This window comes from Inquilinus sp. OTU3971, assembly GCF_038440215.1.
The window spans coordinates 1-13,616 of the sequence record NZ_JASATH010000062.1 but is presented as its reverse complement, the minus strand read 5'-3'; the positions used below and the strand labels follow the sequence as shown (position 1 = coordinate 13,616).

15 protein-coding genes are annotated in these 13,616 nt (G+C 71.4%); 11 read left to right on the top strand and 4 right to left on the bottom strand.

Going from position 1 to position 13,616, the window contains the following annotated elements:
* The first annotated feature begins 52 nt into the window (after positions 1-52).
* The 5 genes from AAHM41_RS17125 to AAHM41_RS17105 all read left to right on the top strand — a co-directional run bounded on the left by AAHM41_RS17125 (position 53) and on the right by AAHM41_RS17105 (position 4,284).
* Complete coding sequence (locus AAHM41_RS17125; protein ID WP_342237773.1) at positions 53-769, top strand: NAD(P)H-dependent oxidoreductase; 717 nt, start codon at positions 53-55, stop codon at positions 767-769.
* A complete protein-coding gene (locus tag AAHM41_RS17120) occupies positions 766-1,341 on the top strand; it encodes a short chain dehydrogenase (RefSeq protein WP_342237772.1) in 576 nt (191 codons plus the stop codon). Before AAHM41_RS17125 ends, AAHM41_RS17120 begins: the two co-directional genes overlap by 4 nt.
* Before the next feature lie 31 nt (positions 1,342-1,372).
* Positions 1,373-2,056, top strand: a complete 684-nt coding sequence (locus AAHM41_RS17115) for a helix-turn-helix transcriptional regulator (RefSeq protein ID WP_342237771.1) — start codon at positions 1,373-1,375, stop codon at positions 2,054-2,056.
* A gap of 218 nt (positions 2,057-2,274) precedes the next feature.
* Positions 2,275-2,643: a VOC family protein gene (locus AAHM41_RS17110; protein WP_342237770.1), complete on the top strand. Its 369-nt coding sequence runs from the start codon at positions 2,275-2,277 to the stop codon at positions 2,641-2,643.
* Between the two features lie 273 nt (positions 2,644-2,916).
* Entirely contained in the window at positions 2,917-4,284 is a 1,368-nt protein-coding gene (locus tag AAHM41_RS17105; protein ID WP_342237769.1) for an amidase, read from the top strand.
* Positions 4,285-4,348: 64 nt separating this feature from the next.
* On the opposite strand, the gene AAHM41_RS17100 is transcribed toward AAHM41_RS17105, so the two are convergent.
* From AAHM41_RS17100 to AAHM41_RS17085, 4 genes are all read right to left on the bottom strand, one after another.
* The gene (locus tag AAHM41_RS17100) at positions 4,349-5,290 is read right to left on the bottom strand and encodes an ABC transporter substrate-binding protein (RefSeq protein WP_342237768.1); all 942 of its coding nucleotides are present in this window, start codon (positions 5,288-5,290) and stop codon (positions 4,349-4,351) included.
* A gap of 17 nt (positions 5,291-5,307) precedes the next feature.
* The gene (locus AAHM41_RS17095) at positions 5,308-6,090 is read right to left on the bottom strand and encodes a class II aldolase/adducin family protein (protein ID WP_342237767.1); all 783 of its coding nucleotides are present in this window, start codon (positions 6,088-6,090) and stop codon (positions 5,308-5,310) included.
* A 22-nt stretch (positions 6,091-6,112) separates the two neighbouring features.
* Positions 6,113-7,099 (bottom strand): ABC transporter substrate-binding protein, encoded by a 987-nt coding sequence (locus tag AAHM41_RS17090; protein ID WP_342237766.1) that lies wholly within the window; start codon positions 7,097-7,099, stop codon positions 6,113-6,115.
* A gap of 217 nt (positions 7,100-7,316) precedes the next feature.
* Positions 7,317-7,913, bottom strand: coding sequence for a nitroreductase family protein (locus tag AAHM41_RS17085; RefSeq protein ID WP_342237765.1), 597 nt, complete (start codon positions 7,911-7,913; stop codon positions 7,317-7,319).
* A gap of 317 nt (positions 7,914-8,230) precedes the next feature.
* On the opposite strand from AAHM41_RS17085, the gene AAHM41_RS17080 reads away from it, so the two are divergent.
* The 6 genes from AAHM41_RS17080 to AAHM41_RS17055 form a co-directional block, all read left to right on the top strand.
* Positions 8,231-9,028: an ABC transporter permease subunit gene (locus tag AAHM41_RS17080; protein WP_342237764.1), complete on the top strand. Its 798-nt coding sequence runs from the start codon at positions 8,231-8,233 to the stop codon at positions 9,026-9,028.
* A 5-nt stretch (positions 9,029-9,033) separates the two neighbouring features.
* Positions 9,034-9,861 carry an ABC transporter ATP-binding protein gene (locus AAHM41_RS17075; protein ID WP_446719457.1) on the top strand — a complete coding sequence of 276 codons (828 nt, stop codon included), beginning with the start codon at positions 9,034-9,036 and terminating at the stop codon, positions 9,859-9,861.
* 4 nt (positions 9,862-9,865) lie between these two features.
* Positions 9,866-11,041 carry an acyl-CoA dehydrogenase family protein gene (locus AAHM41_RS17070; protein WP_342237763.1) on the top strand — a complete coding sequence of 392 codons (1,176 nt, stop codon included), beginning with the start codon at positions 9,866-9,868 and terminating at the stop codon, positions 11,039-11,041.
* A gap of 21 nt (positions 11,042-11,062) precedes the next feature.
* Positions 11,063-12,154 carry an LLM class flavin-dependent oxidoreductase gene (locus tag AAHM41_RS17065; protein WP_342237762.1) on the top strand — a complete coding sequence of 364 codons (1,092 nt, stop codon included), beginning with the start codon at positions 11,063-11,065 and terminating at the stop codon, positions 12,152-12,154.
* 7 nt (positions 12,155-12,161) lie between these two features.
* Entirely contained in the window at positions 12,162-13,109 is a 948-nt protein-coding gene (locus tag AAHM41_RS17060; protein WP_342237761.1) for an ABC transporter substrate-binding protein, read from the top strand.
* Positions 13,106-13,616: flavin reductase family protein (locus AAHM41_RS17055; RefSeq protein ID WP_342237760.1), on the top strand; the 511-nt coding region annotated here is incomplete at its 3' end. The genes AAHM41_RS17060 and AAHM41_RS17055, both read left to right, overlap by 4 nt.

The window sequence follows — 13,616 nt, the reverse complement described above, 5'->3', positions numbered from 1 at the left end:
TTCATGGAGGCGAGGCCGCATCCTCCGGGCCAGGACAGCCGAGGGGACCGCCATGAAGATCCTGATCGTCCATGCCCATCCTGAGCCGCGCAGCTTCAACGGCGCGCTGACCGACATGGCCCGCCGCTGCCTGGCCGAGGCCGGGCACGAGTTGATCGTCTCCGACCTCACTGCCATGGGCTGGGACCCGCGCTCCGGCCGCGGCAACTTCACCGGCGCGCTGGACCCCGAGGTTTTCAGGCAGCAGCAGGAGGAGGCGCATGCCAGCGCGACCGGCGGCTTCGCGGCGGATGTGCAGGCCGAGCTGAACAAGCTGCTGTGGTGCGACGCGCTGGTGTTCCAGTTCCCGCTGTGGTGGTTCTCGCTGCCGGCGATGCTGAAGGGCTGGGTCGACCGGGTCTTCGCCATGGGCGCGGTCTATGGCGGCGGCGTCTGGTACGACCACGGCCGCTTCGCCGGGCGCCGGGCCATGCTGTCGCTGACCGTCGGCGGACCCGCCTCGATGTACGGGCCGGACGGGCTGAACGGCGACATCCACCAGCTGCTGTACCCGATCCAGCACGGCATGCTGCGTTTCACCGGCTTCGACGTGCTGCCGCCCTTCATCGTCTGGCAGCCGGCCCGGATCGGCGACGAGGGCCGGCGCGCCACTCTGGAGCAATACCGGCAGCGGCTGCTGACGCTGGCAACGACCGAGCCGCTGCGCTTCCCGAGCCTCGACGATTACGACCCCGAGACCTACAGGCTGAAGACGGGGGTGGCGGCATGAGGATCATCGTCATCGGCGCCACCGGCACGATCGGATCGGCGGTCGCCGCGGCGCTGGAGCAGCGGCACGAGGTGGTGCGGGCGTCGCGGACCGGTTCGCCTTCGGTCGACATGGAGAATCCGGTGTCGATCGCGGCGCTGCTGGCGGCGGCCGGCCCGGTCGACGCGGTGCTCTGCTGCGCCGCCAGCGCCCGCATGGCGCCGCTCGACGCGCCGGACGAGGCGTTCCTGCACGGCCTGCACGGCAAGCTGCTGGGCCAGGTGGCGCTGCTGCGGCTGGCCCTGCCCCGGCTGCGCGACGGCGGCTCGGTCACCCTGACCGCCGGGACCTTCGACCCGCCGATGGCAGGCGCCGCCTTCGGCGCCCTGGTCAATGCCGGGCTGGAGGCCTTCGTCCGCGCCGCGGCGCTGGAGCTGCCGCGCGGCCTGCGGGTCAACGCCGTCAGCCCCGGCTGGGTGCGCGAGACGCTGCGGGCGATGGGCCGGGACGGCGGCATGCCCGCGGCCGATGTCGCCCGCGCCTATGTCGCGGCGGTGGAGGGACCGGCGCAGGGCCAGGTGATCAGGCCCTGACGCTGCTGCCAACATATGGCAGCATGACCCTATGTCGCGATCCGAACGCCTGCTGACGCTGATCCAGGTGCTGCGCCGCCACCGCCGGCCGGTCAGCGGGCGCGCGCTGGCGGCCGAGACCGGGGTCAGCCTGCGTACCCTCTACCGCGACATCGCCACGCTGCAGGCGCAGGGCGCCGACATCGAGGGCGAGCCGGGGCTGGGCTATGTGCTGCGGCCCGGCTTCATGCTGCCGCCGCTGATGTTCTCGGAGGACGAGATCGAGGCGCTGGTGCTGGGCTCGCGCTGGGTCGCCCGGCGCGCCGACGACCGGCTGGGCGACGCCGCCCGCAACGCGCTGGCCAAGATCGCGGCGGTGCTGCCGGAGGACCTGCGCCAGGGCCTCGACGCCAATGCACTGCTGGTCGGGCCCGGCCAGGCGATCGCCGGCGGCAGCATCGACCTCGCCGCGGTGCGCCGGGCGATCCGGGCCGAGCGCAAGCTGGCCATCGCCTATCGCGGCCCGGAGGGGGCGGAGACCCGGCGGGTGATCTGGCCCTTCGCGCTGGGCTTCTTCGACCAGGTCCGCATGGTGGTGGCATGGTGCGAGATGCGCCAGGGCTTCCGCCACTTCCGAACCGACCGGATCCTCGAGCTGGCGGCGATCGAGGCGCGCTATCCGCGCCGGCGCCAGGTGCTGCTGAAGGAGTGGCGCGAGATGCAGGGGATCTCTTAGAGGCCCTTTGGAAATGCTACTGGCGCGGCCGTCTGGCGGCGGTTTCTGCGCTTCCGGTGCTCACGGACTTTAACGTCCGCTGCGCGCCGGTTCTCGAAACCACCACCAGCCGACTCACGCCAGCGCATTTCGAAAGGGCCTCTCCCGCTATTGACTGCTGCCGGAAACTGTCAGCATGGGCATGCATCCTCGGCCCGTCATCACCCAGGAGGACCCCGATGCCGATCCCGAGCTACACCCTGCTCTATGTCGACAACCCGCCGGCCAGCGCCGCCTTCTACGCCGGGCTGCTGGGCCGCGAGCCGGTCGAATCCGCGCCAACCTTCGCCCTGTTCCTGCTCGACGGCGGGGCCAAATTGGGATTGTGGTCGCGCCACACCGTCGAGCCGGCGGCGACCGCGGCCGGCGGGGGCGGCGAGATCGGCTTCAGCGTCGCCGACGCCGCCGCGGTCGAGATGATCCATGCCGAGTGGCGCGGCCGTGGCCTGCCGATCCTGCAGCCGCCGACCACGATGGATTTCGGCCACAGCTTCGTCGCCCTCGACCCCGACGGTCACCGGCTGCGGGTGTTCGCGCTGACGGTGTAGGGCAAACAGCAGCAGTAGAGTGAATGCCTACTCAACCTTGTCATGCCCGGGCTTGACCCGGGCATCCAGGAATGTCGAAGCCGCGCCGGGTGGCCCCTGGATCGCCGGGTCAAGCCCGCGATGACAGAGTTGGGATAGTCCGGCCCCAATCGACTGCCCCGCCCGCGGAACACCGCTCTCGACAAACGCGGCGCCGGCTGGTCGAGTAGCGGATCGCGCCCGGCCGGCGGCCCGCCGGGGCGATGGGGACCCGGGGCCGTGGAATCATCGCCCGTGACCGACCTGTCCCAGATCTCCGCCGCCGCCCTCGGCCGGCTCTACCTCGCCGGCGCGACCGACCCGGTCACCGCCACCGAGTTCTTCCTCGACCGCATCCGCGCCTGCCCGGACAAGGCGATCTTCCTGCTGCTGACCGAGGAGCGGGCGCGGCGCGAGGCGGAGGCCAGCCGGCAGCGCTACCGCGCCGGCCGGCCGCTGGGGCCGCTGGACGGCGTGCCGGTCGCCTGGAAGGACCTGGTCGACCTGGAGGGCACCGTCACCACCGCCGGGGCCGAGGTGCTGCGCCACGCCCCGCCGGCCAAGGCCGATGCGCCGATCGCCCGCCACCTGGCCGCCGCCGGCATGGTCAGCCTGGGCAAGGTCAATCTCAGCGAATTCGCCTATTCCGGCCTCGGGCTGAACCCGCATTACGGCACGCCGCTGAACCCGTTCGACGTGGCCACGCCGCGGGCGCCCGGCGGCTCCTCCTCCGGCTCGGCCGTCGCGGTGGCGCGCGGCCTCGCCCCCTGCGCCATCGGCAGCGACACCGGCGGGTCGGTGCGAATCCCCGCCGCCTTCAACGGGCTGGTCGGGCTGAAGACCACCGAGGGCCGGATCGACAAGAGCGGCGTGTTCCCGCTGTCGCAGACCCTGGACACGATCGGGCCGCTGGCCCGGACGGTGGAGGACTGCATCCTGCTGGATGCCGCGCTGCGCGGCGCCGTCGCCACCGACATCCGCCGCGCCGAGCTGTCCGGCCTGCGCCTGGTGGTGCCGGAGAACATCGTGTTCGACCACGCCGAGGACGGCGTGGTCGCCAATTTCGAACGGGCCCTGGCCGCCCTGACGGCCGGCGGGGCGACGGTCGAGCGGCGGCGCATCGCGATCTTCGACGAGGTGATGGCGGTCGGCGCCGCCCATGGCTCGCTGACGGCCGCGGAGGCCTATGCCTTCCATCGCGAGCTGATGGAGGGGCCGGATGCCGCCCGCGTCGACCCGCGCATCACCTCCCGCATCGTCAATGGCAAGCGGATGACGGCGGGCGACCTGCTGGCGATCCAGGCCATGCGCAAGCGGCTGACCCCGGCCCTGGTGGCGGAGCTGGACGGCGCTCTGCTGGCCTTCCCCACCGTGCCGCATGCGGCGCCGGAGATCGCGCCGCTGGAGGCGGATGTCGAGCTGTACCACCAGACCAACCTGCGCACGCTGCGCAACACCATGATCGGCAACATCCTGACCACCTGCGGCCTGGCCCTGCCGACCGGCCTGGACGGCCGCGGCCTGCCGACCAGCCTGCTGCTGTCCGCCCCCGCCGGCGACGAATCCCGGCTGCTGGCGATCGGCTTGGCGGCCGAGGCTGCCGGCATCGACCAGCGCGGCTGATCGAAAGGCCCGGCCGATCCCCGCGGCCGGGCCTTTCTCCCCTCCCCGTCCCCCCGGACGGAGATCAAACAGCGCTGAAGCTGCGGTCGATGGTGCTGGCGACGTCGACGCGGTCGCGCAGGATGCCGAACTCCACCGTCAGGTCGGCGGCGCGCTGCAGCTCCGCCACCACCGCATCGTCGAGGGCGACAAACCCGACCTGCTGCTGCTCGGTCGACCGCTGCACCACCGCCTCCGGGATCTTCGACAGACCGGCGTAATAGCGGGCGTATTCGGCCGGATGGGCGCGGACCCAGGCGCGGCCGGCGCTGAGCCGGCCGAGGAAGTCCTGCAGCGCCGCATGCTTGGCCGCGATCGCGTCGACATGGGCGGCGACCAGGGTGATGGTCGGCGACAGGCCGCGCCCATCCGCCACCACCCGGGCGCCGCGCTCCAGGATCTCGGTCGAGACATAGGGCTCCCACACCGCCCAGGCGTCGATCGCGCCCGCCGCCAGCGCCGACCGCGCCTCCGGCGGCGGCAGCAGCACGATCTCGACCTCGGACGGGTCGATGCCGGCCTGCTTGAGCGTCGCCAGGATCAGGAACTGGCCCCATCCGGCGCGGGTGCCGGCCAGCCGCCGTCCCTTCAGGTCCGCCACCGACCGGATCGGCGAGTCGGATCGCACCAGGATCGCCTGGGTGCGCGGATCGGCCCGATAGGCACCGATGGCGCGCAGCGGCGCTCCGGCGGCAAAGACGGTGAAGAAGGACAGGTCGCCCATCATGCCGACATCGAGCGCGCCGGCGTTCAGCGCCTCGAGCAGCGGCTGGGCGGCCGGGAACTGCTTCCAGTCGATGGAGTAGGGCAGGTTGTCCGCCTGGCCCGAGACCTCGATCACCGAGCGGTTGCCGAACAGCTGGTCGCCGACCTGCAGCGCGGTCTCCTGCGCGCGACCGGGACGGGACAGCGCCAGCAGCGGCAGGCCGAGGGCGAGGCGCGACAGGTCGCGGCGGCTCAGGGTCATGGCGTTTCGCATCGGCATCAGTCCAGCAGGTCGGGCTCGGCCGCGACGATCCAGTCCCACAGCGGCTTGAAGCTGAGCGCCCCGCCGGTCGGGCCGCCGATCCGGTCATAGGTGAACTTGGCCGTGTCATGGTCGAGCACGATCGGTTTGCCGGCGGCCTCGGCCAGCAGCTGGGCGTGGGCGGCGTTGTCCATGGCGATGTACCACCACGCCGCCGCCTCGACCGACGGGCCGGCGGTGAGGAAGCCGTGATTCTGCAGGATCACCGCCTTGCTGTCGCCCAGCGCCCCGACGATGCGCTGGCCCTCCTCCGCCTCCAGCACCACGCCGTGGAACTCGCCATAGAGGCCGTGGTCGCCGTAGAAGGTGCAGGAATCCTGGGTGATCGGATCCAGCAGCCGGCCCAGCGTCGACCAGGCCTTGCCGTAGGTCGAATGGGTGTGGGCGGCGGCGACCACGTCCGGCCGCGCCTTGTGGATCGCGGCATGGATGACGAAGGCGGCCTCGTTGATCGGCTGGTCGCCGGCGACGATCTCGCCATGCTCGTTCACCAGCTGCAGGTCGGAGACGCGGATCTGGCCGAAATGCTTGCCCAGCGGGTTGACCCAGAAATGGTCGGTCAGCTCCGGGTCGCGCGCTGTGATGTGCCCGGCCAGGCCCTGGTCGAAGCCGCGGCGGGCGAAGATGCGGAAGGCGGCGGCCAGGCGCTGCTTGCGGTGCAGCCGCTCCGCCTCCAGCGAGCTGTGCTGCGGCAGGGTGAAGAAGTCCCGGGCCCGGGTGGCGACGGTGGCTTGGCTCATGGGATCGGTCCTCGCAAGGGGGTCAGGCGCTCTTGGCCAAGAGCTCGCCGTAGCGGCGGTCGAACAGGGGGGCGACGTCGATCGGGCCCGGCACCAGGCCAAGCTCGATGAAGGTGTCGGCGACGGCCTGGACCGAGGCGACGGCATCGTCGGTCACCGGCTTCAGGTCGTTGGGCTGGCTGGCGTTGCGCAGCTGGCCGAGGACGATGTCGCGCGGCACGCCGATGGCGCCGCTGAAGATCGTCGCCCAATCCTCGAGATGGGCCTGCTGCCAGGCCCAGGCCCGCTTGATGCGCAGCAGGTAGTCGCCGATCGCGGCCGACAGCCTCGGGTCGTCCAGCGCCTCGGCCCGGGCGGCGTAGATGTAGTTGCCGGAGAGGTAGCCGTTGGCGGTGACCAGCACCCGGGCGCCCGAGGCGGCGATGGTGATCGGCACCGAATAGCCGTAGATCGCCCAGGCGTCGATCGCCCCCTGGTCGAAGGCGGCGCGGCCGTCGGCGGGAGTCAGCGGCACGCCGGTGATGTCGGCGAAGGACAGGCCGGCCGCCTTGAGGATCCGCGCCAGATAGTACTGGGTGGTGGTGGCGCGGACATAGCCGACGCGCTTGCCGGCCAGGTCGGAAGGCTCGCGGATCGGGCTGTCCTTCGGCACCAGGACGACCTGGTTGTTGACGTCGTCGGCGATGATCGCGACCGCCCTGATCCGCGCACCGGAGGCGGCGGCGAAGACCGGCGGGATCTCGCTCATCGACCCGACATCGATGGCGCCGGCATTCATCGCCTCGACGATCACGTTGCCCGAGGCGAACTCACCGAAGCTCAGTGCATAGGGCGGGTCGATCTGCCCGGCGGCGCGCAGCAGGTTGTCCTCGCGGCCCTTGTACTTGGCGGCGCGCAGGGTGGTGCCCCCGAGGTTGAGAGGGGTCTCGGCGCGGGAGAGGCCGGGTGCCAGCGCCAGGAGGCCGGCGGTACCGGCCAGCAGCGAGCGACGCGACAGGATGGGAGGCATGGGCGCTCCTTCGGTGAGCGTGGATGCGGCAATGCAGGCAGATGATGTGGATTAGAGGAATATACAAATATCAATGAGTCAAACTTAAATTTAGAACATACTTATAATGTTAATTTGGATTCTGTCATGCCCGGGCCCGACCCGGGCATCCAGGGAGCGTCGACAAAGACCGGATTGCCGGGTCAAAGGCCGGCAATGAGGGAGGGAATGGGGCGCCCTACTCGCCCTTGAACGCGCCTTCCGAGACGATGCTGCCGAGCGGCTTGCGGCTGTTCGGCATTTCGCGCTCCCGCAGCTTCTCCGGCAAGGTCGACCTGTCGCCCAGCCGGCCGATGGCGATGACGGCATCGGCGGCGTAGTCCGAGGGCAGGCCCAGCAGAGAGCGCGCCTTGTCGCGGTCGAAGCCGGACATGCCGTGGGTGTGCCAGCCCGACAGGAGCGCCTGGAGGGCGAAGTTCGACCAGGCGGCGCCGGCGTCGAAGGAATGGGTCGGCAGCGGGGTCTCGCCCTTGCCGGGCTGGTCGAACTTCGTCCTGGACGTGACGATCACCAGCGCCGCCGCGTGCTGCGCCCAGCCGCGGTTCCATTCGTTCAGGATGTCGAGGAAGACCGGCCAGCGCGCCGTGCCGCGGCGGGCATAGATGAAGTGCCAGGGCTGCGAGTTGTAGGCCGAAGGCGCCCAGCGCGCCGCCTCGAAGCAGCGCAGCAGCTCCGATTCCGGAATCGCCTCCTCGGTGAAGGCGCGCGGCGACCAGCGCCGCAGGAACAGGGCATCGATGTCGTGCTCGGCCACGCGGCCGTTGAGGCTGGTCATGTCGACTCCATGGGCCGGTCCGGACGACTGGCTTCGGCTGATCACGAAAGGCCATTGTGATACCGGCCAAAGTACCGTCAAACCAATTTCTATATGTATAATCTGGCAGCATCGCTGCCATGCGACAGCGACCGAGACGGCCATACGGCATCAATGCTTCGGCATGAAATTCAATCAGATCAGCGCACTACATATTATACATATATTTTTAGATATTAGTTTCAGAATCACATTGACTCAGAAATATCGTCAGTCATGATCTACATATCAGCGGCGCCCGCTGTCGCCTCCCGCTTTCCCGGCAACAGGACATCGCCTTGGCCACCCTTTCGTTGACCCAGCCTGCCGGCGGCTTCCGGATCGAGCGGTTCCGCCGCTTCGTCCCGCCGCTGGTGATCATCCTGCTGTGGCAGGCCGGCTCCTCCGCCGGGCTGATCCCGGCCCGGTCGATCGCCTCACCGGCGACGATCATCGCCACCTTCTGGACGCTGCTGGCCTCGGGCGAGCTGCTGCAGCACCTCTTGGTCTCGCTCGGCCGGGTCAGCGCCGGCCTCGCCATCGGCGTCACCACCGGCGCCGGGCTGGCGCTGGTCGCCGGGCTGTCGCGGCGCGGCGAGGACCTGGTCGACGCCACCATGCAGATGCTGCGCACCCTGCCCTTCCTGGCGCTGGTGCCGCTGTTCATCCTGTGGTTCGGCATCGGCGAGACGCCGAAGATCGCGCTGGTCGCGCTCGGCTCCGCCTTCCCGATCTACCTGACGCTGTTCGCTGGCATCCGCGGCGTCGACGCCAAGCTGGTCGAGGCCGCCAGCGTGTTCGGCCTGTCGCGGCGCGAGCTGGTGCGCCAGGTGATCCTGCCGGGCGCCCTGCCCTCCGCCCTGGTGGGCCTGCGCTATTCGCTCGGCTCGGCCTGGCTCAGCCTGGTGATCGGCGAGCAGATCAACGCCTCCAGCGGCATCGGCTACCTGGTGATGACCGCGCGCGACTTCCTGCGCACCGACATCATCTTCGTCGGCCTGATCGTCTACGCCCTGCTCGGCCTCGGCGCCGACCAGCTCGTCCGCGGCATCGAGCGCAGCGTGCTGCGCTGGCGCCCCAGCTTCGTGAAGGAGTGAGCTTCGTGCCCCTCTCCGCCGCCCGGCAACAAGCCGACATCGAACCAAGCCGCCCCGACATCGTCCGCATCCGCGGCCTAACCCGGTCCTTCGGCGGGCCGAACGTCCTCGACGGGCTGGACCTCGACATCGCCGACGGCGCCTTCGTCGCCCTGCTGGGCCGCAGCGGCTCCGGCAAGTCGACGCTGCTGCGGACCCTGGCGGGGCTGGACCCCGCCCCTGCCGGCACCGTCACGGTACCGTCGGAGCGCACCGTGGTGTTCCAGGAGCCGCGGCTGCTGCCATGGAAGACCGTCTGGCGCAACGTCGCGCTGGGCCTGCCCGGGCCGGATGCCCGCGACCGCGCCGTCGCGGCGCTGCAGGAGGTCGGGCTGTCGCACCGGATCGACGCCTGGCCGCTGACCCTGTCGGGCGGTGAGGCCTCGCGCACCGCCTTGGCCCGGGCGCTGGTGCGCGAGCCGCGGCTGCTGCTGCTGGACGAGCCCTTCGCGGCGCTGGATGCCCTGACCCGGATGAAGATGCAGGGGCTGGTCGGGTCGCTGTGGCAGGCGCACCGCCCGGCGGTGCTGCTGGTCACCCACGACGTCGACGAGGCGCTGCTGCTGGCCGACCGGGTGCTGGTGCTGGCCGAGGGCCGGATCGCCACCGACATCCCGATCGCGCTGGACCGGCCGCGCCGCCATGGCGACCCCGGCTTCGTCCGCCTTCGGGCGAAGCTGCTGGCCGATCTCGGCGTCGACGAGTTCGAGGGCGAGGCCGTCCCGGCTCCCCACCGGCACGCCGGGCGCCCGGTCCAGGCGGGACACGGCGCCCCGGCTCCCGTCGGGGCCTGAGGCCATGGCCTTGGCCCGGCCGGACCAGCCGCTGCGCAGCGTCGGCACGCCGCCGACCCTGGCCGAGACCGTGGCAGTCCTGGCCGCGGCGTTCGCCGGGACCGCGGCGGAGCACGACCGCAGCGGCGCCTTCCCCTTCGCCAATTTCGACCGGCTGTCCGAGGCAGGGCTGCTGGCCCTGGTGACGCCGCGGCGCTTCGGCGGGCTGGGCGGCGGGCTGCAGGATGCGGCGACAGTGATCGGCAGCATCGCCCGGGGTGAACCGTCGACCGCCCTGGTGCTGTCGATGCAATATCTGCAGCACGCCTCGATGGAGGAGCGCGGCTGGCCGGCGCCTCTGGCGGAAAGGCTGGGCCGAGAGGCCGCGGCCGGCGTGTCGCTGATCAATGCGCTGCGGGTCGAGCCGGAGCTGGGCACCCCCGCCCGCGGCGGGCTGCCGGCGACCGTGGCCCGGCGCACGCCGGAGGGCTGGCGCGTCTCCGGCCACAAGATCTTCGCCACCGGCATCCCGATCCTGTCCTGGCTGGCGGTCTGGGCCGTGACCGACGAAGTGGCGCCGCGCGTCGGCACCATCCTGGTGCCGGCAGCCTCGCCCGGTATCCGGGTGGTCGAGAGCTGGGACCAGCTCGGCATGCGCGCCACCAACAGCCACGACGTCATTCTCGAGGATGTGCCGGTGCCGCCGGACCATGCGGTGGATCTGCGGCCGCCCGAGGCCTGGCGTACGCCGGAGCCGGTGAAATCGGCCTGGGGGTCGGTGCTGATCGGGGCTCTCTACGACGGCATCGCCCGGGCCGCGCGTGACTGGTTCGTCGGCTTCCTGAAGACCCGTGCCCCAGCCAATCTCGGCGCGCCGCTGGCCACCCTGCCGCGGATGCAGGACGCGGTCGGCGAGATCGAGGCCCGGCTTGCCGTCAACGCCCGCCTCCTTGCGAGCGCCGCCCGCGACGTCGATGACGGCCGCCCCCCGGCGCCGACCGAGAGCGGCATCGTCAAGCTGACCGTCACCGGCAACGCCATCGCCGCGGTCGAGACCGCGGTGCGGCTGACCGGCAACCCCGGCCTGGCCCGCGCCAACCCGCTGGAGCGGCACTACCGCGACGTGCTGTGTGCCCGCATCCACACGCCGCAGGACGACTCAATCCGACTCACCGCCGGGCGCCTCGCCCTCGGCCTCTGACATCGCTTCGAGGATCTCGCCATGAGCGTCGAATTCATCGGTTTCATCGGCACCCGCGACTTCTCCGAGACCCGCCCCGCCAGCGGGCCGGTGATCGACGTGCCCTATATCGAGACGGTGGCCCGGGCGCATGAGGCGGCCGGCTTCGACCGCGCCCTGGTCGCCTTCCACTCGACCTCGCCGGAAAGCATCCTGATCGCCGGCCACGCCGCCGCGGTGACCGAGAAGCTGGGGCTGATGATCGCCCACCGGCCGGGCTTCACCGCCCCGACCCTGGCGGCGCGGCAGTTCGCGACGCTGGACCAGCTGACCGGCGGCCGCGTCGCCGTGCACATCATCACCGGCGGCGACGACGCCGAGCTGCGCCAGGACGGCGATTTCCTGACCAAGGACGAGCGCTACGCCCGCACCGACGAGTATCTCGGCATCCTGCGGAAGATCTGGACCAGCGACGCGCCCTTCGACCATGAGGGCCCGCACTACCGCTTCGAGCGCGGCTTCTCGACCGTCAAGTCGGTGCGGCCGCCGCATATCCCGGTCTATTTCGGCGGCGCCTCCGACGCGGCGATCGCGGTCGCCGGCCGGCATGCCGACATCTACGCGCTGTGGGGCGAGACCCACGCCCAGGTGCGCGAGCTGACCGGCCGGGTGCGGGCGTCGGCGGCCAGGCACGGGCGGCAGCTGCGCTTCAGCCTGTCGCTGCGGCCGATCCTGGCCGAGACCGAGGAGAAGGCCTGGGCCCGCGCCGACGCGATCCTGGAGCAGGCACGCGCGGTGCAGGACAAGACCGGCTACAAGCGCACCGCCGAGCCCGCCAATTCCGGGTCGCAGCGCCTGCTGGAAGCGGCCGCCCAGGGCCCGCGGCTGGACAAGCGGCTGTGGACCGGCATCGCCGCGCTGACCGGCGCCAAGGGCAACTCGACCGCGCTGGTCGGCACGCCGGAACAGGTGGCCGACGCGCTGCTCGACTATTACGACCTCGGCGTCACCACCTTCCTGATCCGCGGCTTCGACCCGCTGGATGACGCCATCGACTATGGCCGCGAGCTGATCCCACTGACCCGCAAGCTGGTCGCCGACCGGGCGCGGGCCAATGCGACGGCGGCGGAGTGAGGCAACGATGATGAAGCGCATCCTGGCCGGGCTCGTCCTGGCCCTGGCGATCACCGGCGCGGCCAACGCCGAGACCGTGCTGCGGGTCGGCGACCAGAAGGGCAACGCCCGGTCGGTGATGGAGGCGGCGGGCGTGCTGTCCGACCTGCCCTACCGGATCGAATGGAGCGAGTTCCCGGCCGCCGCGCCGCTGCTGGAGGCGCTGAACGCCGACGCCATCGACGCCGGCAGCGTCGGCGACGCGCCCTTCACCTTCGCCGCTGCCGCGGGGGTGCCGGTCAAGGCGATCGCGGCGATCCGGTCGAAGCAGGACGGTCTGGCCATCGTCGTGCCCAAGGACTCGCCGGTGCGGGGGCTGCAGGATCTGGTCGGCAAGACCGTCGGCACCGGCCGCGGCTCGATCGGCCACCAGCTGGTCCTGGCGGCGCTGGAGCAGGCCGGGCTGCAGCCGGACGCGGTCACCATCGTCTTCCTGCTGCCGGCCGAGGCCAAGGCCGCGCTGTCGAGCGGCGCCATCGACGGCTGGTCGACCTGGGAGCCCTACACCTCGCAGCTGGAGCTGCAGGAGGGCGCCCGCCGCGTCGTCACCGGAATCGGCATCACGCCGGGCCTGAGCTTCCTGGTCGCCCGGCCGGATGCGATCGAGGCCAAGCGCGCGGCGCTGCAGGATTTCGTCGGCCGGCTGGCGAAGGCCCGAAGCTGGGGCACCAGCAACTATCCAGCCTATGCCGAGATCTGGAGCCGGCTGGTCGGCCTGCCGCAGGAGGTGGCGCTGCAGTACCTGTCCCGCCAGGCCGTGCGGCCGGTGGCGATCGACGATGCCGTGGTCGCCGACGAGCAGAAGACCATCGACCTCTATCTCCGCGCCGGGCTGATCCAGACCCAGCTGGACGCGAATGCCGTCCTCGACCGCTCGTTCAACGACCCGGTGCTGGCGGAGTTGGCCGGGAAATGAGCCTCGACACCCTGCTTGCCCTGGCCGCCGCCGGCCTGGAGCCCCTGGAGGAGTCGCGGCCGGCGGTGACCGGCGACGCCTTCCGCGGCGCCATGCGCCATTTGGCGGGGGCGGTCAGCATCGTCACCGTCGGGCTGGGGGCGGAGCGCAACGGCCTGACCGCGACCTCGGTGGTGTCGCTGTCGGCCGATCCGCCGACCGTGCTGGTCTGCGTCAACCGATCTGCCTCGGCCTGGCCGCTGCTGGTCCGGCACGGGCATTTCGGGGTCAATGTGCTGGCGGCGTCGCAGCAGCCGATCGCCGACCGCTTCGCCGGCCGCAACGGCGAGAAGGGCGCGGCCCGCTTCGAGGCCGCGCGTTGGATCGAGCTGGCCACCGGCGCGCCGATCCTGGCCGATGCGCTGGTCGCCTTCGACTGCGAGCTGGAGGAGCGGATCGACCGCCACTCCCACGCCATCCTGATCGGGCGGGTGCGGGCGCTGCACGGTGCCGGGGGCACCCGGGGGG

What these genes read in the sequence shown, in the direction of transcription:
- AAHM41_RS17125 (WP_342237773.1), top strand. Translation starts at nt 53, where the DNA reads ATGAAGATCCTGATCGTCCATGCCCATCCTGAGCCGCGCAGCTTCAAC.
- AAHM41_RS17120 (WP_342237772.1), top strand. Translation starts at nt 766, where the DNA reads ATGAGGATCATCGTCATCGGCGCCACCGGCACGATCGGATCGGCGGTC.
- AAHM41_RS17115 (WP_342237771.1), top strand. Translation starts at nt 1,373, where the DNA reads ATGTCGCGATCCGAACGCCTGCTGACGCTGATCCAGGTGCTGCGCCGC.
- AAHM41_RS17110 (WP_342237770.1), top strand. Translation starts at nt 2,275, where the DNA reads ATGCCGATCCCGAGCTACACCCTGCTCTATGTCGACAACCCGCCGGCC.
- AAHM41_RS17100 (WP_342237768.1), bottom strand. Translation starts at nt 5,290, where the DNA reads ATGACCCTGAGCCGCCGCGACCTGTCGCGCCTCGCCCTCGGCCTGCCG.
- AAHM41_RS17095 (WP_342237767.1), bottom strand. Translation starts at nt 6,090, where the DNA reads ATGAGCCAAGCCACCGTCGCCACCCGGGCCCGGGACTTCTTCACCCTG.
- AAHM41_RS17090 (WP_342237766.1), bottom strand. Translation starts at nt 7,099, where the DNA reads ATGCCTCCCATCCTGTCGCGTCGCTCGCTGCTGGCCGGTACCGCCGGC.
- AAHM41_RS17085 (WP_342237765.1), bottom strand. Translation starts at nt 7,913, where the DNA reads ATGACCAGCCTCAACGGCCGCGTGGCCGAGCACGACATCGATGCCCTG.
- AAHM41_RS17070 (WP_342237763.1), top strand. Translation starts at nt 9,866, where the DNA reads ATGGCCTTGGCCCGGCCGGACCAGCCGCTGCGCAGCGTCGGCACGCCG.
- AAHM41_RS17065 (WP_342237762.1), top strand. Translation starts at nt 11,063, where the DNA reads ATGAGCGTCGAATTCATCGGTTTCATCGGCACCCGCGACTTCTCCGAG.
- AAHM41_RS17060 (WP_342237761.1), top strand. Translation starts at nt 12,162, where the DNA reads ATGATGAAGCGCATCCTGGCCGGGCTCGTCCTGGCCCTGGCGATCACC.